The following is a 23,323-nucleotide window of genomic DNA, read 5'->3' as shown; positions in this document are numbered from 1 at the left end:
TATGGTCAATTTGTTAATAGGTATTATTTTTATATTGTTATGTGTTATTTATATGCAATATAGAATGAAAAAAAATAGTAGTAAAAATTTACGATACACATATGAAAAGTTAGAAAGTATTGTAAATGACAAAACAGGCGAGACGTTACTCGTTATGACAGATGATCTAGAATTGCAAAAATTATTAGTGGCAATTAATCAATTATTAGATGCAAAACAGAAAACGAATGCAGATCATGCAAAAGTAGAAATTTCGATGAGAAAAATGCTTTCAAATATTTCGCATGACTTGAAAACACCACTAACAGTTATTCTTGGATATACAGAAATGTTAAATAAGGATAAAACGATAAATAAAGAAGAACAACAAATATTACTTGAAAAAGTGCATACGAAAACACTAGAAGTGATGGAGTTAATTCATAAGTTTTTTGACTTGGCAAAATTAGAATCTGGTGACAAAGCAATTGAAATGACAAAAGTAAATATGAATGAAGTTTGCCGCGAGAAGATTTTATCTTTTTATGATTTAGTGACGACGAAAGGTTTTCAGGTTCATATTGATATACCAGAAAGAAATATATACGCACTTGGAAATATAGAAGTATTAGGTAGGGTATTGAATAATTTAATATCAAATGCGATTACATATGGAGACGATGGAAAGGCACTTGGTATGACGTTAAGAGATGATGAAACGAGTGTGTATATAGACGTATGGGATAAAGGAAAAGGGATTGATGAATCTCATATTGATAAAGTATTTGAGCGTATGTACACACTTGAAGATTCAAGAAATAGATTGTACCAAGGAAGCGGTCTAGGATTAACGATTACGAAACGGCTTGTGGAAGCGATGGACGGAAAAATTCACCTTTCTAGTAAACCGTATGAAAAAACAATTTTTACAATTGTATTAACAAAGATGCAGTTTTAGCTTGTAGAGCAGTAGATTCTACAAGCTTTTTTTCAGCGTAAGGAATTTGTAAGAAACGGGTAAGAAAAAAGAGATTTCCGTTGTCTATTATAGAAATATAGAGTATTGCGAAAGGGGAAAGTAACATGACATATATATTAAAAACAAACCAGTTAACGAAAGTGTTTAAAGGGAAAGAAGTTATTTCCGGTGTTAACATGCATGTGAAAAAAGGAGAAATTTACGGTTTTTTAGGACCAAACGGTGCTGGTAAAACAACGATTATGAAAATGATTACAAATTTAATAAAACCGACGAGTGGTGATATTGAAATCTTCGGTGAGAAATTAACAGATACATCTTATGAAGTATTAAAAAGAATGGGGACAATTATTGAATACCCAATCTTTTATGATAAATTAACGGCGAAAGAAAACTTAGACCTGCATTGTGAATATATGGGCTACTACGATAAAAATGCAATTGACCATGCTTTACATTTAGTGAAACTACAAGGGATAGATAATAAAAAAGTAAAAGATTTTTCATTAGGAATGAAACAACGACTCGGTATTGCAAGGGCAATCGTGACAAAGCCAGAATTGCTCATTTTAGATGAACCAATTAACGGTTTAGATCCAATTGGTATTAAAGAGTTACGAGACTTATTTAAAATGCTCTGCAAAGAATACGGTATTACATTATTAGTTTCTAGTCATATTTTAGGTGAGATGGAACTAATGGCGGATACAATTGGTGTGATTCAAAATGGAAAACTAATAAAAGAAGTTTCAATGAAGAGTATTAACGGAAAACAAACAGAGTACATTGAAATCACTGTTCCTGATGTGAAACGTGCAGCTTATATTTTAGAAGATAAACTTGGTATAAAAAACTACAAAATAATGAGTGGAACCATGATTCGTGTGTATGATACGTCAGCGTCTCAGCAGGCCATTTCAAAAGCACTTATTATGAACGATGTGGAAATTGAAAGTATTAATAAGAAACATAGTTCCTTAGAAGAATATTTCTTAAATGTAATGGATGGAGAGGGTATTCATGCTTAATGGACTGTGGCTGAACCTGGTAAGTGGATTTATCGTAATGCTAATAAGTGGAATTTTATATTATAGAAAACCAGAGCGGAAATGGTTGTTCATTGTACTAGTGATAGGAATGTTAAGCTTCGTTACTGCTGGAATTAGAATGTTAGCAGCGTAGAGACAGGTATATAAAGAATGGAGGCGTAATTTATATGTTTAAATTAATGAAGCTCGAATGGAAGAAACATAAATTATCTAGTTACTTTAAAAGTGTAGCAATTTGTATTATAGCAATTTTCGCTGCAGTAAGCCTTATGGCATTGGGAATGAAAGCCGAGGAAGACATGCTCTTCTCTGACTTCACACAGAATATGGCTTTAGTAAATATTTTTATTAGGATAACATTCATTATTTTTAGTTCGGTCATTTTATCACGTTTAGTAATTGATGAGTATAAGAATAAAACGATACAACTATCATTTATGTATCCGCTTCAAAGGAAAATGCTAATGAGTGCGAAATTAACAATTGTTTTTTGTTTTTGTTTTGTGAGTACCATTATCGCGACTTTCATTATTAGTTTGCTTGTATATTTTGTGAGTCCAATGATGGGACTGATTGAAACACCTGCTACGATAGGTGAAATAATAGCTATCGTTCCAGGTACTATTATAAGTGCATTTATGATATCTGGTATAAGTTTAATTCCTTTGTTTTTTGGAATGAGAAAGAAATCGACACCGACAACGATTACTTCGGCAGTAATAATTGGTATGCTGATTAGTGGTAACTTTGGTCCTGGAAACGGTCAAGTAAGTATGTTTGATTTTATAGCTATCCCAATCGTGCTCTGTTTATTAGGAATTTTCATTAGTTATCTATCGTTTCGTAAAATCGACAAGATCGATGTGGCGTGAAGCAAGCTTAAAACAAAAAACGAACTGGGGTATGAATGGTGAAAAAAATAATAGTAATTGCAATATTATTCATTACAATTGCTAGTGTAGTTTTTGGTATTAAGGTATTTCAGGGGAAAGATTTTAAGAAAGAAAAGTCTTTTGAGATAAATAATATAAAAGCAATAGAAGTAGACATTGAAAACTGGAATCTTGAATTTAAAAGTACAGACGCTAATAAAATAGTAATTTCCGCTCAAGGTGAACAAGCAGATAAAGAGATAGATCCCGTCAAAATAGAAAATGATGAAAATAAACTTGTGATTAAGCAAAAACAAAAGGTGAACAGATTTTCTTATGGTTTTACGTTTAGGAAGAAAAATAGTATATCTATAGCTATTCCGAAGAAAGAAATAGATAAAATTGTATTAAATAATAAATCGGGTGATGTGAAAATAAACGATATAGTAGTAAAAAGCATCGTGACAAGAGGAAAATCTGGAGATGGAATGATTACAGGACTATCGGCAGAGAAGGGTGAATTTACATCCGAAAGTGGAGATTTAATGTTAAAAGATAGTTCATTACAAGAAGTAAATATAACTTCCACTACTGGTGATAATTATGTAAAAAATGTAAAAAACGAAAATATGAACATCACTTCAACATCTGGGGAAGTATTACTGAAAGATATGACAGAAGGAAAATCATTATTTGTAGAAACAAAATCAGGGGATATTGGCGTACGGTATAAAGGTGTCCCGGCATCATTGAAGCTTATGGCTAAAAGTAATTCGGCTGACGTAATAGTGGATTTAAAAGGATTTAAGAAAGATAAAAGTACAGAAAAAATAAAAGTAGGAACTATTGGTGATGCAAAAAATGAAGTGAAGATTTTAAGTAAAACAGGGGTCATTTATATTGATTAAGTCTTAGGAGGAGGGAGGACTATAATGTTACGTTTAATGAAGCTAGAAATGAAGAAGTTTAAGCTTGGATGGTATGTAAGGAGAGCGATTATTGCAAATATCGCTATACTGGCATTAATGATCTTTACGAGCATCGTTGCTCAAGTAGAAGGGGATCCGGAAATAAGGGATCCACAGATGATGTTGTTAACGGCTAGTACATTAGTAAGAGCAACATTTATTATTTTTGGTAGCGTGTTAATCGCAAGGTTAATAATTAGTGAATATAAAAACAAAACAATACTACTTATGTTTTCTTATCCTATTAATCGGAAGAAAATGATGATTAGTAAGTTGGTTATTACAGCAACATTAACATGTATAACAGTTATTGTATCTAACATTTTAGTAGTAGGAATTTTCTTTGGGATAGATAGCTATTTTTCAATTCTTCCTAATCCATTTACAGTAGATCAATTGACGCAAGAAGGAATAAAACTGGTTCCTTTAGCCATTGCCACTGCGGGAATAAGTTTAATCCCAATATATTTCGGAATGCGTAAACGTTCAGTGCCAGCTACAATTGTTTCGTCTCTTATCGTTGTATCAATTGCAATGAATACCAACCCAGCGTTTTCTACAGCAACTTTTCTTCCCCTTCAAATAGCACTTGCAGCAATTGGAGTTGTGATTGCATATTACGGCATTAAAAATATAGAGAAGGAAGATATAACTGTATGATAAGAATATGTGAAAAGAGTTGGCGTTACACCAACTCTTTTTTGTATATATACGCTTCGTTACTACTCTGTAAATTTAGAGTGCGTGCTTAAATACTTTTGCACTTCTGGAGAAATGTTAAAGTTATTAGGACTTTTATATTCGATAGTAAACTCGCCGTCGGTACTTGTTTCAAAGGAGATTGCATAGCTATTCATTTTAGCATCGTAAGAAGTATTTTTGACTTCTGTATCTAGATTAAAATATTTTGTAATATACTCTTTTGATTCCGTAATTGCTGCTTGTTTTCCCCAAGGGGTACCATAATAGGTGAAATAAAGAGATACACTAATAACTCCAATAAGAGAAGTTAGTAAAATAGTTCCCATAGTTATTTTTTTGTTTTTTTATTCAATTTGGTTGCCCCTCCTCATAATATGTATTTATTTTAACTTGTTTTTTCCATAAAACAACCATTTAACAAAAAATAGTTTCACATGAAACAAGTTACAGAAAAAGACAAGATATGTAAACATCTTGTCTTTTTTGTCGTTACATTTTAGGAGCTTCCATTCCAGCCGCAGCCCATTCTTCTTTTGCGGGGCCATATACGCCAGGAACTGTTAAGCCAGCTTGTCGCATTAAAACTGTCATTTGTCCGCGGTGGTGATTTTGATGATTAATGAGTGTCATTAAAAATATAGAATTCGGCATAGGGCGACCAAAGAAGTCATTAATAGTAGCTAAGTCTTTATCAGTCCATTTACTTTGAAGTGTTTCAACAAAAGCCGCGTTTACTTTACGGTATTCATCTGCAATTGTTTTTGCAGAAGTTGGAACAGGATAATCTTTCGATTCTCCTTCAAACTTTAGCCCTGTGCCAGATAGTATAACAGGAATTGCCGTCACGATGTGCCAAGCAACTCTTCCTAAAGTCCAATGTTCAGGTGCAATTTCTTGTGATAAAGATGCATCGGTTAATGAATCAAGCATTTTCTGAGTAGACTCTGCTTCGTATGTCCATGATTGTAAAAAGCCTTCAATTGTTTGGTACATTATTGTTATCCCCCTCTACTTATGTTCATAGATTAAGTTCGAGAAGAAATGACAAGTTCCCTTTATGTTTTAATGATGGTATTTAAAATTTTATATATAAATTTTATGATACTATTGAGTGTATATAGAATTATATTAATTTAGGGGGATATGATGAAAAGATTGATTTTAGGAATCATAATTTTATTTTTAATGGTAGGATGTAGCAATGAAACCTATAAAAAAGCAATGGATCAAGGGAAATTGGCGTTAGCGAGTAAAGAATATGACACGGCAGTAGCATCATTTGAGCTAGCATTAGAAGAGAAAAAGGATGATAAAGAAGCAAAGGTATTAAAAGGCCAAACTACTAAGATGATAAGTTCGATAAAAGAGAGATCGAGTGGAAATATAGAACAAGCAATAGGTTTGTTCCAAGAAGTAGAAAAGATGAAAGATGGTTCCGCAATCCTTCAAAATCAAGCGAAAGAACAAAAAGATTTGCTTATAGAGCATAAAGAGTTAAAAGGTCAATATATAGGTCAATTGGAAAAGGCAGAGAAGTTAAAGAATGATAAAAAGTATGAAGAGGCTAAAGGGATAGTAAATAAAATTTTTAACGATACTGGTCAAAATCAACAATTTATTTCGGAAAATCAACGGGCCCAAGAGCTGAATAAGCAAATCGATGGCTTACTAACTCAACAAGCAGAAGTCAAGAAAAAAGAGGAAGAGTTAAAAAATGAAAAGAAAAAAGAGGCTGATATTGGAAAGTTAAAGGGGTCTTGGATGTCATCAGAAAGTACAGACAGGCCAGTTGGGTTGGAAATAGAATCTATTAATAGTGAGAAAACAGGCGGAGAATTTATGGAACATAATATTTTTGGGAAAGGGACTACTATAGGAGACTTTCGAATATTAAGTGTGGACCAAGGGATTATTTCCATAGAGCTTGTATTTTTAATGGGAGAAAGAAAACAGAAGGTTGATTTGAAACTTGAGGAGAACACATTAACTGTACATCATGAGTTTATGGGAGGGACTAAATCTGTGAAATTAGTGAGATCAGAGTAATTTATCCCGCTATTCACCTGCAGTAAAATTCCCACCTCAAGATTCGGCTGGAGCAAAGAAGTTAGGTGGGAGATCCACTGCTCATAAAAGCCCGATTGGTGTGGGTTAATAATCAGTGGGGATGAAGAAAACCCAACTGATTAAAGTTTCACTTTATTTAGTATATAAAAAGGAGGCTTCTAAAACGAAGCCTCCTTTTTAATTAACCTTCTTCCCACTCTTCCTCATCAACCATAAGAAATAAGGTGCTCCAAGTACAGCAACGACAAGACCAGAAGGAATTTCTTTCGGATATGCGATTGTACGTCCAAGTAAGTCAGCAACAGAAAGAAGGATTGCTCCAAATAGTGCTGAACAAACGAATAGTCTTTGATGATTCATACCAACAACAATTCTTGCTAAGTGAGGAGCGACAAGGCCTAAAAAGGCAATAGTACCGACAGCAGCGATATTTACTGATGCAAGTAGTGTCGCTAGCACAATTAGAGCAAGACGTGTTTTATTTACTGGTTGCCCAAGTCCAGTTGCTAAATCGTCTCCAAGTACGAGAACATCAAGTTGTTTTATTAAGAAAAAGATAATTAATACAAGAATTAGAGATGGATATAGAATGATATTTTCTAAGTGATTCCACCCTCTTGCATACGTACTACCAGATAACCATGTTAAAGCAGCGGCAACATTCAAATTGGCTCTAACGATAAAGATTTGAATAATTGCTGAGCCAAGCGCAGAAATACCAATCCCTATTAAAGCGAGAGCTGTTGGACTAAATCCTGATTTCCAAGAGAAGAAGAGGACAATTCCAACTGCAAGTAGTCCGCCAATAAATGCACCAATTGGTAGGAAGAAACCAGGAAGTGCAGGAAAGACATACATAATAGTTAAAGCACCGACACCAGCTCCCGATGAAATACCAATAATAGAAGGATCGGCAAGTGGGTTTCGTAATATACCTTGGAAAACAAGCCCACTTATTGCAAGGCATGCACCAGCAATAGCGGCAACGAGCATTCTTGGTAAACGAAGATTCATCATCATATTTTTGTCAAATTGTGTTAATTGACCTGATATAACATTAGTAATGCTTTCGATATAAGCGTTACTACCGATGGTAACACCAAGAGCAATCGTCACAATACAAAGTGTGATAGATATAATGATTACCTTTTTATAAGAGTAATAGCTGGAACTAGCTCCAGCTGCATTCGCACCGTTATCATTCATATATTGTTTCGATTTCATCATTCGATAGACTAAGTAAATAAGCCAAGGAGATCCAATCATTGCTGTGACTGCCCCAACAGGAAGTTCTGCACCGGTTGGATCTATTAATCTACCGACAACATCTGCTCCAAGCAATAATACTGCCCCCCATAAGAAAGAAGAGAGAAGAAGAGTAAAGTGTTGACGGTATCCGATAAGGCGCATTAAATGAGGTGCAACTAAGCCGACAAATCCAATTGGTCCAACAACAGTAACAATTACTGCTGTTAAAAAGATTGCAGCAATGAAGGCGATAAGACGTGTTACTGCTGTTTTTTCACCAAGAGAAACAGCAACATCATCACCAAGTAAGAGAATGTTGAGTTTACGAGATATAAATAGTAAAACTAGGAAAGAAATAATGATAAATGGAAAAGCAAATTGAACGCCATCCCAGTTATTTTGAATAAGAGATCCAGCTCCCCATAAAAATAAACCAGCTGTTTCATTTTCATAGAAAAGCTGCATCGTTCCGGTAAAGGCAGAGAGCATTAATGTAACGACCATACCAGCTAATGCCATTCTGAGTGGGGTTCCCTTTTTTCCACCAGAAATACGGTATACAAATAAAGCAGTAATAGCACCGCCGATAAATGTGAACAGAAGAGAATTAATTTGTAAACCTTTCGGTAAGAAAATTGTAGCCGTTACTAGAAAGAAATATGCGCCAGAGTGAATACCCATTGTACTGGATTCAGCAAGTGGATTTTTCGTTAATGTTTGTAAAATAACCCCAGATGCAGCAAGGGCACCTCCAGCTAAAATGGCAATTACGGCTCTAGGTAATCGAAGCATGATTAAAGTTTGATGTTCTAGCGATTGGTTCGGTGAGATAAGAGCATCAATAATCATACTATAGGAAATGTTTGCTTGACCTTGTCCGATATGAATAAAGAAAAGGAGGAGCAAGAGAGCTGCTCCTCCTCCGAATATAAGACTTGCTCGAAGTGTATGTTGTAGGCTATTCATCGCGTAATCACTTCTTCACTGTCATTACATCTGCTACTTGTGTTGCTAAAGATGTTGCAGACTCAGGACCACCGAAAATCCAAGTGTCGCCTTTTAATTTATACATTTTGTTTTCTTTTTTGAACTTTAATTCTTCCCAAGCAGGGTTGCCCTTTAGTTGCGTGTCAAAAATGTTATCTTCATCCGCTACAATGTAAATGAAGTTTGAATCTTGTACACTTTGTAATGATTCTACAGTTGTTTGTTTGAAACCATCTGGCTCAGATTTTCCTGCTTCGAAAGTATTTGTTAAACCTAATTTTTTTGTAACTTGTAAAGCTAAAGAATTGTCAGTTAAGATACGGAATGTTGGTACGTTTTTAGCAGTAAATGCTTGTGCCATTGCGATGTTTTTATCTTTTAAGTCTGCTTTTTCAATTTTTGCTTTTGCATTAGCGAATGCTTTATCCATATCAGCTAATACTTTTTTACCTTCTTCTTCTTTTCCAACTGCTTTTGCAATTTGTTTAAATGTTTCTGTCATTTCAGCGAAGTGATCGTTATTGCTTGTTGATGGATCAAACATAACTGTTGGTGCAATTTGCTCTAATTCATTTTTAATTGCTTTACCACGGAATGAAGCTGTGATAATTAAGTCTGGTTTTAAACGGCTAATTTCTTCTAAGTTTGGTTGTTGACGTGTCCCTACATCTACAACATCTTTACTCGGTTTTGTTTTTGTATTTACCCATTTATTATAATTCTTAATGTCTGCCATCCCTACTGGCTGAACACCAAGTGCTAATAAGTCTTCTGAATATACCCACTCAAGTACAACTACTTTTTTCGCTGGTTTATCTAACTTCGTTTCCCCTTCAGCGTGTTTAATCGTTATAGCTTGACTTTTATTGTCCGCTTTTGTTTCTTTTTTCTCCTCTTTTTGCTGTCCACATCCAACAGCGAATAGAAGAATTACTATGAAAATACTGATAATTCTCTTCATCTTCTGCCCCCAAATTAAGTGTTTTTTGTAACTGGCACCGTAAGTGAAAATGGTTATCAATTACAACAACCAAATCATACTATGAGGATAATTTAAGTGTCAATATTTTTTAAAAATTTTGACTGAAAACAATAAATTATACGGATTTTTATATGTTATAGTCGCTATTTATGAAGAATAAGCTTCTTTACTAAAAAGAGTGGCGAATGTGGAAAGTTTAAATGGGAACTTGGCTGTGTACGAAAGTGTAATGTGTATGGTTAATAATCTGTGGAGATGGGGCGAAAGTACAAGCAAAAAGAGTGAGAATCGCATGTAATAATTACTAGAATGTATGGAATAAATCTGTGTTTATCCCTAATAGGTAAAGTATTTCTTTGTTATTTAGATAGATGTTTTCTAACTCGGTGATTGTACTTAAAAGATTGCATGTAAAGGAAGTGATCAACATGTCTTCATGGAGCAATAACGTAAATGGATATTGTGGGTGTAATAATCAAAATGGTGTACATGTTGATTCGTGCTGTTTTAGTTGCGATGGGACAGTTCCTAAGGTTGGTCCAACCGGTCCGACGGGGGCAACAGGAGCAACAGGTCCAACGGGAGCGACAGGAATAACAGGAGCAACGGGTCCAACGGGAGCGACAGGAATAACAGGAGCAACGGGTCCAACGGGAGCGACAGGAATAACAGGAGCAACGGGTCCAACGGGAGCGACAGGAATAACAGGAGCAACGGGTCCAACGGGAGCGACAGGAATAACAGGAGCAACAGGCCCAACGGGAGCGACGGGAATAACAGGAGCAACAGGCCCAACGGGAGCGACAGGAATAACAGGAGCAACGGGTCCAACGGGAGCGACAGGAGTAACAGGAGCAACGGGTCCAACGGGAGCGACAGGAGTAACAGGAGCAACAGGCCCAACGGGAGCGACGGGAATAACAGGAGCAACAGGCCCAACGGGAGCGACAGGAATAACAGGAGCAACGGGTCCAACGGGAGCGACAGGAGTAACAGGAGCAACGGGTCCAACGGGAGCGACAGGAGTAACAGGAGCAACAGGTCCAACGGGAGCGACAGGAATAACAGGAGCAACAGGCCCAACGGGAGCGACGGGAATAACAGGAGCAACAGGCCCAACGGGAGCGACAGGAATAACAGGAGCAACGGGCCCAACGGGAGCGACAGGAGTAACAGGTCCAACGGGAGCGACAGGAATAACAGGAGCAACAGGCCCAACGGGAGCGACGGGAATAACAGGAGCAACAGGCCCAACAGGAATAACAGGCCCAACGGGAGCGACGGGTGCAACCGGTACAAGTATCACGGCGACATATGCATTTGCAAATAATACGTCGGGAACAGCGATATCGGTCCTTCTTGGTGGAACGAATGTCCCGCTTCCAAATAATCAAAACATTGGTCCAGGAATTACTGTTTCTGGTGGGAATACAGTATTTACGGTTGCAAATGCTGGGAATTATTATATTTCATATACGATTAATATAACGGCTTCACTATTAGTTAGTTCACGGATTACAATTAATGGAGCACCACTTGCTGGGACGATTAATGCTCCTGCGTTAGCAACTACATCATTTAGCGCAACAATCATTACAACTCTTGCAGCAGGAGATGCTATTAGCTTGCAATTATTTGGTTTGTTAGCTGTCGCAACATTATCAACAACTACTCCAGGAGCAGTGTTAACGATAATAAGATTGAGTTAAACTATAACTCTCTTACTCTTTTAAGATTAAGAGAGTTTCTACATATAATAAGAAGTTAATGAAGTAAAGCATAGTTATATAAAAGTCAGAATATTATGATTGTAACGTTATGGTGACTATAATATAATGAAAATAACCATCATGAATGAACATTCATTTATTTTTTATGTATTTGAAGGGGGAATGAAGGTGGAAAAACCATGGTTGAAAAGTTATCCAGAGGAAATTCCGAGTACGATTTCTTATGATATTCAGCCGCTTCATAGATATGTAGAACAGATGGCTTCTCGCTACCCAAGAAAGAAAGCGCTTCACTTTTTAGGGAAGGATATTACGTTTTCGGACTTCCATGATAAGGTGAAGAGGTTTGCAAATTATCTTCAAAAGCTCGGTGTGGAAAAGGGTGATCGAGTTGCTATTATGTTGCCGAATTGTCCGCAAGCTGTAATTGGTTATTACGGTACATTACTTGCGGGAGGTATCGTAGTACAAACCAATCCACTGTATACAGAAAGGGAATTAGAATATCAGCTTCATGACTCGGGAGCAAAAGTAATTCTTTGTCTCGATTTAGTGTTTCCAAGAGTAACGAATGTTCAATCTGCTACAAAAATTGAGCATATTATCGTAACTCGTATTGCAGACTTTTTACCATTCCCTAAAAATCTATTGTATCCATTTGTGCAGAAAAAACAGTCGAATTTAGTTGTGAAAGTATCAGAGAGTGAAACGATTCATCTTTGGAATTCAGTAGAAAAAGAAGTGAATACGAATGTTGAGGTGCCTTGTGATCCTGAAAATGATCTAGCTCTTTTACAGTACACAGGAGGAACAACCGGATTTCCGAAAGGAGTTATGTTAACGCATAAAAACCTTGTTTCTAACACTTTGATGGGAGTGCATTGGTTATATAACTGTAACGAAGGTGAAGAAGTCGTCCTTGGGGTTCTTCCATTTTTCCATGTTTATGGTATGACAGCTGTTATGAATTTAAGTATTATGCAAGGATACAAAATGGTCCTTATTCCAAAGTTTGATATGAAAATGGTTTTTGAAGCGATTAAGAAGCATAAAGTGACATTGTTTCCAGGGGCACCAACTATTTATATCGCTCTTTTAAATAGTCCGCTTTTAAAAGAATACGATATTTCTTCTATCCGTGCTTGTATTAGTGGATCAGCACCACTGCCAGTAGAAGTACAGGAAAAGTTCGAAACAGTTACAGGTGGTAAACTAGTAGAGGGATATGGTTTAACAGAATCCTCTCCGGTTACACATAGTAATTTTTTATGGGAAAAGCGAGTGCCAGGTAGCATCGGAGTTCCGTGGCCAGATACAGAAGCAATCATTATGTCGCTTGAAACTGGTGAGGCATTACCGCCAGGAGAAATAGGTGAAATTGTAGTGAAAGGCCCTCAAATTATGAAAGGATATTGGAATAAGCCAGAGGAAACAGCGGCTGTATTGCAAGATGGCTGGCTCCATACAGGTGATGTTGGCTACATGGATGAAGATGGATTCTTCTATGTAAAAGATCGCAAGAAAGATATGATTGTCGCGAGTGGATTTAATGTGTATCCTCGTGAAGTTGAAGAAGTATTATATGAGCATGAAAAAGTGCAAGAAGTAGTGACAATTGGAGTTCCAGATCCGTACCGAGGAGAGACAGTTAAAGCATTTGTTGTGTTAAAAGAAGGGACGGAATGCTCTGAGGAAGAATTAAATCAGTTTGCACGTAAATATTTAGCGGCTTATAAAGTGCCGAAAGTATATGAGTTTAGAGATGAATTGCCGAAAACGACAGTAGGGAAAATTTTACGCCGTGTTCTAATAGATGAAGAGAAGAGAAAGAATGAGGATGAGCAAACGGGCTAAGGCCCTTTCTTTTTGAAAAAATAGGATTGACACTTTTCTAAATAGTCAGTATTATAAGAATATGAATGACTATTCATTCAGTCATCTTCTTGAAGGGGACAGTAAAGTGAAGAAAAATAGACCGAAATACAATCAAATTATTGATGCGGCAGTCATTGTGATTGCGGAGAATGGGTACCACCAAGCGCAAGTTTCTAAAATCGCAAAGCAAGCTGGAGTAGCTGATGGCACGATTTATTTATATTTTAAAAATAAAGAAGATATATTAATATCCTTATTCCAAGAGAAGATGGGAGAATTTGTCGAAACAATTCGTCAAAAAACAGCAGGAATTGAAAGCGCTGTATCGAAGTTATTCATGTTGGTAGAAACGCACTTCTTGCTGTTGTCGCAAAATGATCCGCTTGCTATCGTTACGCAATTAGAGCTGAGGCAGTCCAATCAAGACTTGCGCCTTAAAATAAATGAAGTATTAAAAGGCTACTTACAAGTTATGGATGAGATTTTAGAGACTGGTATAAAACAAGGTGAATTTCAAGCAGATTTAAATGTTCGCGTGGCAAGACAAATGATCTTTGGAACAGTAGATGAAGTTGTGACCAATTGGGTAATGAGCGATCATAAGTATGATCTGGTCGCACTTTCAAAAACGGTACACGGGCTACTTATTGCAGCTTGTGGTTATCGTCAATAATGGGAGGGATCATGTTGAAATTCCTATCTGTAAGAGTTGAAGATCATATCGCGGTGGCGACGTTAAATCACGCACCAGCGAATGCGATGTCTTCACAAGTTATGCATGACGTTACTGAATTAATTGATCAAGTGGAAAAGGATGATAACATTCGTGTTGTTGTTATTCACGGTGAAGGACGTTTCTTCTCAGCAGGAGCAGATATTAAAGAATTTACATCTGTTACTGAAGCGAAGCAAGCAACAGAATTAGCACAGCTTGGACAAGTTACGTTTGAGCGTGTTGAAAAATGTTCAAAACCAGTTATTGCGGCAATTCATGGAGCGGCACTGGGCGGCGGCCTTGAGTTTGCTATGTCTTGCCACATGCGCTTTGCAACTGAAAGTGCAAAACTTGGTTTACCTGAATTAACACTTGGATTAATTCCTGGCTTTGCAGGTACACAGCGCTTACCACGTTATGTTGGGAAAGCGAAAGCTTGTGAAATGATGTTAACAAGTACACCAATTACTGGTGCAGAAGCATTAAAGTGGGGACTTGTTAACGGATTGTTCTCTGAAGAATCATTTTTAGATGATACGCTTAAAGTCGCAAAACAAATTGCTGGAAAAAGTCCAGCAACAACTCGTGCTGTACTAGAGTTATTGCAAACGACAAAATCTTCTCATTACTATGAAGGTGTACAACGTGAATCACAAATTTTTGGTGAAGTATTTACGAGTGAAGATGGAAGAGAAGGTGTAGCTGCATTTTTAGAAAAGCGTAAACCTTCGTTTAGTGGCAGGTAGTTCAATTATTTTTTTAATATAAATTAACAGAAAATTAAAATTGATAGAATCTTTCTGAAAAACAAGGGGGTAAATGGAATGAACATCTACGTACTCATGAAACGAACATTTGATACAGAAGAAAAAATCGTAATTAAAAACGGTGCAATTTACGATGGCGAAGCGGAATTCATCATCAACCCTTACGATGAATATGCAATTGAAGAAGCAATTCAAGTAAGAGACGCACAAGGTGGAGAAGTTACAGTTGTAACAGTCGGTGGCGAAGATAGTGAGAAAGAACTTCGTACTGCATTAGCAATGGGCTGTGATAAAGCGGTATTAATTAATATTGAAGATGATGTAGAAAATGGTGACCAGTTCACGACAGCAAAAGTGCTTGCTGAATATTTAAAAGATAAAGATGCAGATTTAATTTTAGGCGGAAACGTTGCAATTGATGGTGCATCTGGACAAGTAGGGCCACGCGTAGCTGAAGCGTTAAATATTCCATATGTAACGACAATTACAAAACTTGAAATTGACGGTACAAATGTGAAGATTGAGCGTGATGTTGAAGGTGATACAGAAGTGATTGCAACTTCATTACCAGTTTTAGTAACAGCACAGCAAGGTTTAAATGAACCACGTTATCCATCGCTACCAGGTATTATGAAAGCGAAGAAAAAGCCACTAGAAGAAGTAGAATTAGATGATTTAGATTTAGAAGAAGATGATGTGGAAGCAAAGACAAAAACAATTGAAATCTATTTGCCTCCTAAGAAAGATGCAGGAAAAGTGTTACAAGGCGAGCTGCAAGATCAAGTAAAAGAACTTGTATCGTTGCTCCATACAGAAGCGAAAGTAATCTAATAAAATACGAAATTATATATGCAGGAGGGAAAATCTATGGCTCGTAAAGTATTAGTAATGGGTGAAGTTCGTGATGGATCGCTACGTAACGTTTCGTTTGAAGCGGTAGCAGCAGCAAAAACAATTGCAGAAGGCGGTGAAGTAGTAGGTCTTCTAATTGGAGACAGCGTTGCCTCTTTTGCAAATGAATTGATTCATTACGGTGCAGATCGCGTTGTGACAGTTGAAAATGATAAATTAAAATCATATACATCTGATGGTTATGCACAAGCGTTTTTAGCTGTACATGCTGAAGAAAATCCAGAAGGTATTGTCTTTGGACATACGGCACTTGGTAAAGATTTATCACCAAAATTAGCAGCGAAGCTTGAAGCTGGTTTAGTTTCTGACGTAACTGCTTTAGAGGTTGAAGGTGGAAATGTTATCTTCACTCGTCCAATTTACTCTGGTAAAGCATTCGAGAAGAAGATTGTAACAGACGGCATGTTATTTGCGACAGTGCGTCCAAATAACATTGCAACTCTGGAAAAAGATGAGTCTCGCAGCGGTGACGTATCTTCTATTACAGTTGATGTGAAAGATTTACGTACAATCATTCAAGATGTTGTCCGTAAAACAGCAGAAGGTGTGGATCTTTCTGAAGCGAAAGTTATTATCGCTGGCGGACGCGGTGTGAAGAGTGAAGAAGGATTTAAACCATTAAAAGAGTTAGCTGACGTACTAGGCGGCGCTGTTGGGGCATCTCGTGGTGCTTGTGACGCTGAATACTGTGAGTACTCATTACAAATTGGTCAAACTGGTAAAGTTGTTACGCCAGACTTATACATTGCATGTGGTATTTCTGGTGCGATTCAGCATTTAGCAGGTATGTCTAATTCAAAAATAATCGTTGCGATTAATAAAGATCCAGAAGCAAGTATCTTCAAAGTAGCTGACTACGGTATTGTTGGTGACTTGTTCGAAGTTGTACCTCTTTTAACAGAAGAGTTTAAAAAGTTAAAAGTACATTCATGATTTAAGTACCCTTGAGTTCCAAGTGAAGTACCCCTATATATAGAAAAAGGTGAGAGATCCCCTGTCTCTCATCTTTTTAGTATTTAATCCGTATTTTTATATAGTATAAAGGAACATTTTTTTGTTACAATACATAACGATACATATTATTCGCCACGTATATAAGTTAATGATATACTCTTGGTAGAATATACTTGAAGGAGGAAATAAAATGGCAATTGTAAACGCAAATGACCAAAGCTTCGCAGCTGAAACTAGCGAAGGTGTTGTATTATTAGATTTCTGGGCACCTTGGTGTGGACCTTGTAAAATGATCGCTCCTGTATTAGAGGAAATCGATGCAGAACTAGGCGAAAAAGTAAAAGTAGTAAAAGTAGATGTTGATGAGAACCAAGAAACTGCTCGTCAATTCGAAGTAATGAGCATTCCAGCTCTTTTCGTATTAAAAGACGGTAAAGTAGTTGATCAAACGTTAGGTTACAAACCGAAAGAAGCGTTAGTAGAATTAGTTTCTAAACATTTCTAAAATAAAAAAGCTACCAGTTGGTAGCTTTTTTTATTTTCTTTTTTACAGTCTTTCCGTTACAATAAAAGAACGTATGTTGGGTGTTTGGGCATAGTATGTTTTCAAGGGAAAATAAAAATGCTAAGTATGTAGAAATGGAGGGAGACGAGTGCACGAACATTTGAAAGAGAAGTTGGCTATTTTACCAGATCAACCTGGTTGTTATTTGATGAAAGATAAGCAAGGAACGGTTATATATGTTGGAAAGGCAAAAGTGCTTAAAAATCGTGTGCGCTCGTACTTTACTGGTTCACATGATGGGAAAACACTGCGGCTTGTAGGAGAAATTGTTGATTTTGAATATATTGTAACCTCTTCGAATTTAGAAGCACTTATTTTAGAGTTAAATTTAATTAAAAAATATGATCCGAAATATAATATTCAATTAAAAGATGATAAAACATATCCTTTTATTAAAATTACGGCGGAGAAGCAACCACGCTTACTCATTACTCGAAATGTAAAAAAGGATAAAGGAAAGTATTTTGGTCCTTATCCAAATGCACAATCTGCTCATGAAACGAAAAAACTGCTAGATCGTATGTATCCGCTTCGGAAATGTACGAATATGCCAGATAAAGTTTGTTTGTATTATCATATGGGTCAATGTTTAGCGCCGTGTGTGAAAGAAGTGACGGAAGAACAAAATAAAGAAATTGTAGATGAAATTATTAAGTTTTTAAATGGTGGACATAAAGAAGTTCGTTCAGAATTAGAAATAAAAATGTATGAGGCCTCAGAGAAACTAGAGTTTGAACGTGCAAAAGAGTTGCGTGATCAAATTGCTCATATTGATGCGATTATGGAAAAACAAAAGATGATTATGAGTGACTTAGTGGATCGTGATGTGTTTGGATATGCAGTGGATAAAGGATGGATGTGTGTTCAAGTTTTCTTCGTTCGAAAAGGAAAGCTAATTGAACGTGATGTTTCTATGTTTCCAATTTACGATGAACCAGAAGAGGGCTTTTTAACGTTTATCGGCCAATTTTATGAAAACAGTAGTCATTTTAAGCCGAAGGAAATTGTCGTTCCAGGAAGTATAGACTCGGAATTAGTAGAGCGCTTTTTAGAAGTAGAAGCAACACAGCCGAAACGTGGTAAGAAAAAAGATCTTGTAGAATTAGCAAATAAAAACGCAAAAATTGCTCTTGAAGAGAAGTTTTACTTAATTGAACGTGATGAAGAACGAACGATTAAAGCAGTAGATCATTTAGGGAAGCAGCTTGGGATTGAAACGCCGTATCGTATTGAAGCGTTTGATAACTCAAATATTCAAGGAACAAATCCTGTTTCTGCAATGATTGCTTTTATCGATGGGAAACCGGCGAAGAAAGAGTATCGAAAATATAAAATTAAAACGGTTCAAGGACCAGACGATTATGAGTCTATGAGAGAAGTTGTGAGACGCCGTTATACAAGGGCGCTTAAAGAAAATTCACCCTTACCTGATTTGATTATTATTGATGGAGGAAAAGGCCATCTAGCGGCTGCAAGTGATATTCTGGAGAATGAGCTCGGATTATATATTCCGATGGCAGGTCTTGTGAAAGATGATAAACATAAAACCTCCCATTTAATTATTGGGGATCCACCGGAACCTGTGATGCTTGAGAGAAATAGCCAAGAATTTTATTTATTGCAGCGTATTCAAGATGAGGTGCATCGATTTGCGATTACATTCCATCGTCAATTACATGGGAAATCTGTCATTCAATCAGCATTGGATGACATTCCAGGAATAGGTGATAAACGGAAAAAGGTATTGTTAAAACATTTTGGTTCATTAAAGAAGATGAAAGAAGCTTCTATAGAGGAATTTGTCGAAGCGGGTATGCCGAAAAATGTCGCGGAGACGATTTATACGTATTTAACAGATAAGAAGACGTTGTAGTTTACAACGTCTTCTGTTTTTTGGTATAATTTCTGAAGATTTAAAATAAACGAATCTGAATGAAAATACAAAAAAGTCAACTAAACTGATATGTCTAGTTGACTGTAGGTAATGCTTACACTTCAATGAGATCTTTTATATCCCATTTTACAAGAAATGTAATAGAGTCAGAACGTTTTTTCTTTTCTTCGTATGACTCTGCAACGACGTTCCGTTGCTTTTGAATTTGTTCAGCGATGAATCCAGCTTCTAGTTGATAAGAAGAATGTCGTTTTTGTTTTTGACGTTCTGCAATGAGTGTGCCTTTAAGTTGGAACTGCATTTCACGACGCTTATGTTCAATAATGCTTAAAGTGCCCCAGCCAGCTTTTTCAAAGAACTGAATGACTTCTTCAATTGTTTCTAGCGGATATTTTCTTGCAAGGTTTCTACCAGACCAGTATAAAATACCATCTAAATCGTTGCCGATTAAATCAGGTAGTAATTCTTCACGTAGCAATTCATAAGCGAAGGCGTTCAATGAAACATCTTCTAAAGATGTTATATCGATTGTATTTTTGCTCACAATATTCCCCTCTTTCTATAGGGATTATTATATAACATTTTTCATTTATAAAAACAGATTTTTCTTTAGGGAAATCTGAATATCTAAGAAGAAAAAAAGAATTGCCAAATTATATGCAAATTATGTATACGTTTTCTTGACGCTTCGACAAAAATAGGGGTAAAATGAACTTGTTATCAAATTATGCTGAAATATTTCGAATAATTTTTTCAGTTTTTCTTATGCCAATAGTGAAAAAACATTATTGTTATAAATTAATCTGAAAACAGCAGTCAAACATTCAAGGGGGTAATGGGGACATGAAAGGCCGCGAGTATACGTTTCGTAAGTGGCACTCATTAATGGGGGTCATCCCGGTTGGTGTCTTTTTGACGCAACATCTAATTGTAAACAACTTTGCAACAAGAGGAGCAGAGGCTTTTAACAAAGCTGCAGGCTTTATGGAGCTCCTTCCATTCCGGTATGCGCTAGAAATTTTCATCATCTTTTTACCGATACTGTACCATGCTATATATGGCTTATATATTGCATTTACAGCTAAGAACAATGCGGTTTCTTACGGTTATTTCCGTAACTGGATGTTCGTTTTCCAAAGAATTTCAGGTATCGTTACGCTGATTTTCATTTCTTGGCACGTCTGGGAAACTCGTATTCAAGCAATGTTAGGTAAAGAGGTAAACTATGATATGATGGCAGATATTTTAAACAATCCAGCTATGTTTGCATTCTACTTAGTTGGTGTTGTTTCAACAATTTTCCACTTTGCAAATGGACTATGGACATTCTGCATCAGCTGGGGAATTACAGTATCTCCACGTTCACAAAGAATCTCTACTTATGTAACATTAGCTATTTTCTTAGGTCTATCTTATGTAGGTGTGAGTGCATTATTAGCGTTCATCGATCCACAGCTAGCAAATCAGTAAGGAGTGGGAGAGCATGAAAGGGAAACTTATAGTAGTCGGCGGTGGCTTGGCTGGCTTAATGGCAACGATTAAAGCGGCAGAAGCAGGAGTAAATGTTGAACTGTTTTCTTTAGTACCAGTAAAACGTTCACATTCTGTATGTGCTCAGGGCGGAATTAACGGTGCCGTAAATACGAAAGGTGAAGGGGATTCTCCATGGATCCACTTTGACGATACAATTTATGGTGGAGACTTCTTAGCGAACCAACCACCAGTTAAAGCAATGTGTGAAGCAGCACCTGGTATCATTCATTTAATGGACCGTATGGGTGTTATGTTCAACCGTACGGAAGAAGGACTTCTTGATTTCCGTCGATTTGGTGGAACACAACATCACCGTACAGCATTTGCTGGTGCAACAACTGGACAGCAATTACTTTACGCATTAGATGAGCAAGTACGTCGTCACGAAGTAGCAGGACTTGTAACGAAATATGAAGGTTGGGATTTCTTACGAGCTGTTGTTGATGATGAAGGTGTGTGCCGAGGAATCGTTGCACAAGATTTACAAACTATGGAGATTAAAAGTTTCGGAGCTGATGCCGTGATTATGGCAACAGGGGGCCCTGGTATCATTTTCGGAAAATCAACAAACTCCATTATTAATACAGGTACAGCAGCTTCTGCTGTATATCAACAAGGTGCATATTATGCAAATGGTGAGTTCATTCAAATTCACCCAACGGCAATTCCTGGAGACGATAAATTACGTCTTATGAGTGAATCTGCACGTGGTGAAGGTGGACGTGTTTGGACATATAAAGATGGTAAACCATGGTACTTCTTAGAAGAAAAATATCCGGCTTACGGAAACCTTGTACCTCGTGATATCGCAACGCGTGAAATCTTTGATGTTTGCGTAGAGCAAAAACTAGGTATTAACGGTGAAAACATGGTGTACTTAGATCTTTCTCATAAAGATCCGAAAGAATTAGATATTAAACTTGGTGGAATCATTGAAATCTATGAGAAATTTACAGGGGATGATCCTCGTAAACTACCAATGAAAATCTTCCCAGCTGTTCACTATTCAATGGGTGGACTATGGGTTGACTATAAGCAAATGACGAGTATTCCAGGTTTATTTGCAGCAGGTGAGTGTGATTATTCTATGCACGGTGGTAACCGCCTTGGTGCAAACTCACTATTATCAGCAATTTACGGTGGTATGGTAGCAGGACCAAACGCAATTGAATATATGAAAGGTCTTTCTAAATCATCAGATGCTGTTTCATCTACTGTATATGAGCAAAATGAATTAATCGAAACAGAGAAATTTAACAATATTTTAACGATGGATGGTAATGAAAATGCATATGTTCTTCATAAAGAGCTTGGAGAATGGATGACAGATAACGTTACAGTAGTTCGTGAAAATAAAAAGTTATTAGAAACAGATGCGAAAATTGAAGAGTTAATGGATCGTTACAAACGTATTAACATTAACGATACAGCGAGATGGAGTAACCAAGGTGCTTCATTTACACGTCAACTTGCAAATATGTTTGAGTTAGCACGTGTTATTACAATTGGCGCATATAACCGTAATGAGAGTCGCGGTGCGCATTACAAACCTGAATTCCCAAATCGTGATGATGCAAACTTCTTAAAAACTACTATGGCAAAATTTGAAGGAGAAGGAAATGCACCAGCATTCCATTACGAAGACGTTGATGTTTCATTAATTAAACCACGTAAACGTGATTATTCTTCAAAACATGATGTAGCTGCTAAGGGTGAAGAGAAGGGGGATAAACAACATGTCTGAGAAAACAATCCGCCTCATCATTACGAGACAAGATGGACCAGATGCACAAGAGTTTGACCAAGAGTTTGAAATTCCATATCGTCCTAATATGAATATTATTTCGGCGCTTATGGAAATTCGTCGTAATCCTGTTGATTCAAAAGGAAACCAAACAACTCCGATTGCATGGGATATGAACTGCTTAGAGGAAGTATGCGGTGCATGTTCGATGGTTATTAACGGAAAGCCACGTCAATCATGTACGGCTCTTATTGATCAATTAGAACAGCCAATTCGCTTAAAGCCGATGAAGACATTCCCAGTTGTACGTGATTTACAAGTTGACCGCAGTCGCATGTTTAATGCTCTAAAACGCGTTAAAGCTTGGATTCCAATTGATGGTACGTATGACTTAGGTCCAGGACCAAGAATGCCTGAGAAAAAGCGTCAATGGGCTTATGAGCTTTCAAAATGTATGACATGTGGTGTTTGCTTAGAATCGTGTCCAAACGTAAACAGTAAGTCTGACTTTATTGGACCAGCGCCGTTATCACAAGCTCGCTTATTCAACTCACATCCAACGGGTGAAATGCATAAAGCAGATCGCTTACGTGCAATTATGGGAGATGGAGGACTAGCAAACTGTGGTAACTCTCAAAACTGTGTGCAATCATGTCCGAAGGGTATTCCTTTAACAACTTCAATTGCGGCATTAAACCGTGATACAACAATTCAATCGTTCAAAGATTTCTTTGGTAGCGATAATAACTATTAATAAATATTGCCTCTTCATCTTGAAGAGGCAATATTTATAATTATATT

General features: G+C 36.8%; 23 protein-coding genes. 18 read left to right on the top strand and 5 right to left on the bottom strand.

What is annotated here, in order from left to right; translation table 11 throughout:
• The first annotated feature begins 1 nt into the window (after position 1).
• The 6 genes from AC241_RS22460 (at position 2) to AC241_RS22435 (ending at position 4,507) form a co-directional block, all read left to right on the top strand.
• Positions 2–937, top strand: coding sequence for a HAMP domain-containing histidine kinase (locus AC241_RS22460; RefSeq protein WP_043938372.1), 936 nt, complete (start codon positions 2–4; stop codon positions 935–937).
• A gap of 125 nt (positions 938–1,062) precedes the next feature.
• Complete coding sequence (locus tag AC241_RS22455) at positions 1,063–1,986, top strand: ABC transporter ATP-binding protein (RefSeq protein ID WP_043938371.1); 924 nt, start codon at positions 1,063–1,065, stop codon at positions 1,984–1,986.
• Positions 1,979–2,140 (top strand): hypothetical protein, encoded by a 162-nt coding sequence (locus AC241_RS34875; protein WP_000931813.1) that lies wholly within the window; start codon positions 1,979–1,981, stop codon positions 2,138–2,140. Before AC241_RS22455 ends, AC241_RS34875 begins: the two co-directional genes overlap by 8 nt.
• Before the next feature lie 34 nt (positions 2,141–2,174).
• Positions 2,175–2,879: an ABC transporter permease gene (locus tag AC241_RS22445; RefSeq protein ID WP_000475542.1), complete on the top strand. Its 705-nt coding sequence runs from the start codon at positions 2,175–2,177 to the stop codon at positions 2,877–2,879.
• Between the two features lie 35 nt (positions 2,880–2,914).
• Positions 2,915–3,787: a DUF4097 family beta strand repeat-containing protein gene (locus AC241_RS22440; protein WP_043938370.1), complete on the top strand. Its 873-nt coding sequence runs from the start codon at positions 2,915–2,917 to the stop codon at positions 3,785–3,787.
• 24 nt (positions 3,788–3,811) lie between these two features.
• Positions 3,812–4,507 (top strand): ABC transporter permease, encoded by a 696-nt coding sequence (locus AC241_RS22435; RefSeq protein WP_043938369.1) that lies wholly within the window; start codon positions 3,812–3,814, stop codon positions 4,505–4,507.
• Positions 4,508–4,569: 62 nt separating this feature from the next.
• Here AC241_RS22435 and AC241_RS22430 read toward each other — a convergent pair whose 3' ends face one another.
• Both AC241_RS22430 and AC241_RS22425 read right to left on the bottom strand, forming a co-directional pair.
• Positions 4,570–4,875 carry a YfjL-like protein gene (locus tag AC241_RS22430; protein ID WP_043938368.1) on the bottom strand — a complete coding sequence of 102 codons (306 nt, stop codon included), beginning with the start codon at positions 4,873–4,875 and terminating at the stop codon, positions 4,570–4,572.
• A 163-nt stretch (positions 4,876–5,038) separates the two neighbouring features.
• Positions 5,039–5,542: a DinB family protein gene (locus AC241_RS22425; protein WP_000284973.1), complete on the bottom strand. Its 504-nt coding sequence runs from the start codon at positions 5,540–5,542 to the stop codon at positions 5,039–5,041.
• 153 nt (positions 5,543–5,695) lie between these two features.
• Here AC241_RS22425 and AC241_RS22420 point away from each other — a divergent pair, with 153 nt between their 5' ends.
• The gene (locus AC241_RS22420) at positions 5,696–6,595 is read left to right on the top strand and encodes a tetratricopeptide repeat protein (RefSeq protein ID WP_043938367.1); all 900 of its coding nucleotides are present in this window, start codon (positions 5,696–5,698) and stop codon (positions 6,593–6,595) included.
• A 198-nt stretch (positions 6,596–6,793) separates the two neighbouring features.
• On the opposite strand, the gene fhuB is transcribed toward AC241_RS22420, so the two are convergent.
• Positions 6,794–8,830: a Fe(3+)-hydroxamate ABC transporter permease FhuB gene (gene fhuB, locus AC241_RS22415; RefSeq protein ID WP_043938366.1), complete on the bottom strand. Its 2,037-nt coding sequence runs from the start codon at positions 8,828–8,830 to the stop codon at positions 6,794–6,796.
• A 7-nt stretch (positions 8,831–8,837) separates the two neighbouring features.
• Positions 8,838–9,812: an ABC transporter substrate-binding protein gene (locus tag AC241_RS22410; RefSeq protein WP_016080140.1), complete on the bottom strand. Its 975-nt coding sequence runs from the start codon at positions 9,810–9,812 to the stop codon at positions 8,838–8,840.
• Between the two features lie 449 nt (positions 9,813–10,261).
• Here AC241_RS22410 and AC241_RS22405 point away from each other — a divergent pair, with 449 nt between their 5' ends.
• The 8 genes from AC241_RS22405 to uvrC all read left to right on the top strand — a co-directional run bounded on the left by AC241_RS22405 (position 10,262) and on the right by uvrC (position 19,224).
• Entirely contained in the window at positions 10,262–11,542 is a 1,281-nt protein-coding gene (locus AC241_RS22405) for a BclA C-terminal domain-containing protein (RefSeq protein WP_050844563.1), read from the top strand.
• A 189-nt stretch (positions 11,543–11,731) separates the two neighbouring features.
• Positions 11,732–13,417, top strand: a complete 1,686-nt coding sequence (locus AC241_RS22400; protein WP_050844562.1) for a long-chain-fatty-acid--CoA ligase — start codon at positions 11,732–11,734, stop codon at positions 13,415–13,417.
• A gap of 106 nt (positions 13,418–13,523) precedes the next feature.
• Positions 13,524–14,111: a fatty acid metabolism transcriptional regulator FadR gene (locus tag AC241_RS22395; RefSeq protein ID WP_000742223.1), complete on the top strand. Its 588-nt coding sequence runs from the start codon at positions 13,524–13,526 to the stop codon at positions 14,109–14,111.
• A gap of 11 nt (positions 14,112–14,122) precedes the next feature.
• Positions 14,123–14,899, top strand: a complete 777-nt coding sequence (locus AC241_RS22390) for an enoyl-CoA hydratase (RefSeq protein ID WP_000911291.1) — start codon at positions 14,123–14,125, stop codon at positions 14,897–14,899.
• Positions 14,900–14,977: 78 nt separating this feature from the next.
• Positions 14,978–15,751 carry an electron transfer flavoprotein subunit beta gene (gene etfB, locus AC241_RS22385; protein ID WP_016080146.1) on the top strand — a complete coding sequence of 258 codons (774 nt, stop codon included), beginning with the start codon at positions 14,978–14,980 and terminating at the stop codon, positions 15,749–15,751.
• 36 nt (positions 15,752–15,787) lie between these two features.
• On the top strand, positions 15,788–16,765 hold the full coding sequence (gene etfA, locus AC241_RS22380; RefSeq protein ID WP_043935301.1) for an electron transfer flavoprotein subunit alpha: 978 nt from the start codon (positions 15,788–15,790) through the stop codon (positions 16,763–16,765).
• Between the two features lie 211 nt (positions 16,766–16,976).
• Positions 16,977–17,291, top strand: a complete 315-nt coding sequence (trxA, locus tag AC241_RS22375) for a thioredoxin (protein ID WP_001018944.1) — start codon at positions 16,977–16,979, stop codon at positions 17,289–17,291.
• A gap of 148 nt (positions 17,292–17,439) precedes the next feature.
• The gene (gene uvrC, locus AC241_RS22370) at positions 17,440–19,224 is read left to right on the top strand and encodes an excinuclease ABC subunit C (RefSeq protein ID WP_000544296.1); all 1,785 of its coding nucleotides are present in this window, start codon (positions 17,440–17,442) and stop codon (positions 19,222–19,224) included.
• A 115-nt stretch (positions 19,225–19,339) separates the two neighbouring features.
• Here the strand turns inward: uvrC and AC241_RS22365 are convergent, their stop codons facing one another.
• On the bottom strand, positions 19,340–19,789 hold the full coding sequence (locus AC241_RS22365) for a YslB family protein (protein ID WP_000042214.1): 450 nt from the start codon (positions 19,787–19,789) through the stop codon (positions 19,340–19,342).
• Positions 19,790–20,088: 299 nt separating this feature from the next.
• Between AC241_RS22365 and sdhC the strand changes: the two genes are divergently transcribed.
• From sdhC to sdhB, 3 genes are read left to right on the top strand one after another with little or no spacing between them, the layout of a single operon-like run.
• Positions 20,089–20,715, top strand: a complete 627-nt coding sequence (gene sdhC, locus AC241_RS22360) for a succinate dehydrogenase cytochrome B558 (RefSeq protein WP_000678354.1) — start codon at positions 20,089–20,091, stop codon at positions 20,713–20,715.
• Between the two features lie 13 nt (positions 20,716–20,728).
• Complete coding sequence (gene sdhA / locus AC241_RS22355) at positions 20,729–22,522, top strand: succinate dehydrogenase flavoprotein subunit (RefSeq protein WP_000676743.1); 1,794 nt, start codon at positions 20,729–20,731, stop codon at positions 22,520–22,522.
• Positions 22,515–23,276 carry a succinate dehydrogenase iron-sulfur subunit gene (gene sdhB / locus AC241_RS22350; protein ID WP_001291830.1) on the top strand — a complete coding sequence of 254 codons (762 nt, stop codon included), beginning with the start codon at positions 22,515–22,517 and terminating at the stop codon, positions 23,274–23,276. The genes sdhA and sdhB overlap by 8 nt, the downstream gene beginning before the upstream one ends.
• Positions 23,277–23,323 lie beyond the last annotated feature (47 nt).

Origin of the sequence: Bacillus thuringiensis (assembly GCF_001182785.1) — a bacterium.
In the GTDB taxonomy this organism is placed as follows: Bacteria; Bacillota; Bacilli; order Bacillales; family Bacillaceae_G; genus Bacillus_A; species Bacillus_A thuringiensis_S.
The sequence above is the reverse complement of the archived record's forward strand: the minus strand, read 5'-3'. Positions and strand labels throughout refer to the sequence as shown.

What these genes read in the sequence shown, in the direction of transcription:
- AC241_RS22440 (WP_043938370.1), top strand. Translation starts at nt 2,915, where the DNA reads ATGGTGAAAAAAATAATAGTAATTGCAATATTATTCATTACAATTGCT.
- etfB (WP_016080146.1), top strand. Translation starts at nt 14,978, where the DNA reads ATGAACATCTACGTACTCATGAAACGAACATTTGATACAGAAGAAAAA.
- sdhB (WP_001291830.1), top strand. Translation starts at nt 22,515, where the DNA reads ATGTCTGAGAAAACAATCCGCCTCATCATTACGAGACAAGATGGACCA.
- trxA (WP_001018944.1), top strand. Translation starts at nt 16,977, where the DNA reads ATGGCAATTGTAAACGCAAATGACCAAAGCTTCGCAGCTGAAACTAGC.
- AC241_RS22455 (WP_043938371.1), top strand. Translation starts at nt 1,063, where the DNA reads ATGACATATATATTAAAAACAAACCAGTTAACGAAAGTGTTTAAAGGG.
- AC241_RS22410 (WP_016080140.1), bottom strand. Translation starts at nt 9,812, where the DNA reads ATGAAGAGAATTATCAGTATTTTCATAGTAATTCTTCTATTCGCTGTT.
- AC241_RS22390 (WP_000911291.1), top strand. Translation starts at nt 14,123, where the DNA reads ATGTTGAAATTCCTATCTGTAAGAGTTGAAGATCATATCGCGGTGGCG.
- AC241_RS22445 (WP_000475542.1), top strand. Translation starts at nt 2,175, where the DNA reads ATGTTTAAATTAATGAAGCTCGAATGGAAGAAACATAAATTATCTAGT.
- AC241_RS22435 (WP_043938369.1), top strand. Translation starts at nt 3,812, where the DNA reads ATGTTACGTTTAATGAAGCTAGAAATGAAGAAGTTTAAGCTTGGATGG.
- AC241_RS22460 (WP_043938372.1), top strand. Translation starts at nt 2, where the DNA reads ATGGTCAATTTGTTAATAGGTATTATTTTTATATTGTTATGTGTTATT.
- fhuB (WP_043938366.1), bottom strand. Translation starts at nt 8,830, where the DNA reads ATGAATAGCCTACAACATACACTTCGAGCAAGTCTTATATTCGGAGGA.
- AC241_RS22430 (WP_043938368.1), bottom strand. Translation starts at nt 4,875, where the DNA reads ATGGGAACTATTTTACTAACTTCTCTTATTGGAGTTATTAGTGTATCT.
- AC241_RS22425 (WP_000284973.1), bottom strand. Translation starts at nt 5,542, where the DNA reads ATGTACCAAACAATTGAAGGCTTTTTACAATCATGGACATACGAAGCA.
- sdhA (WP_000676743.1), top strand. Translation starts at nt 20,729, where the DNA reads ATGAAAGGGAAACTTATAGTAGTCGGCGGTGGCTTGGCTGGCTTAATG.
- AC241_RS22405 (WP_050844563.1), top strand. Translation starts at nt 10,262, where the DNA reads ATGTCTTCATGGAGCAATAACGTAAATGGATATTGTGGGTGTAATAAT.
- AC241_RS22420 (WP_043938367.1), top strand. Translation starts at nt 5,696, where the DNA reads ATGAAAAGATTGATTTTAGGAATCATAATTTTATTTTTAATGGTAGGA.
- sdhC (WP_000678354.1), top strand. Translation starts at nt 20,089, where the DNA reads ATGAAAGGCCGCGAGTATACGTTTCGTAAGTGGCACTCATTAATGGGG.
- etfA (WP_043935301.1), top strand. Translation starts at nt 15,788, where the DNA reads ATGGCTCGTAAAGTATTAGTAATGGGTGAAGTTCGTGATGGATCGCTA.
- AC241_RS34875 (WP_000931813.1), top strand. Translation starts at nt 1,979, where the DNA reads ATGCTTAATGGACTGTGGCTGAACCTGGTAAGTGGATTTATCGTAATG.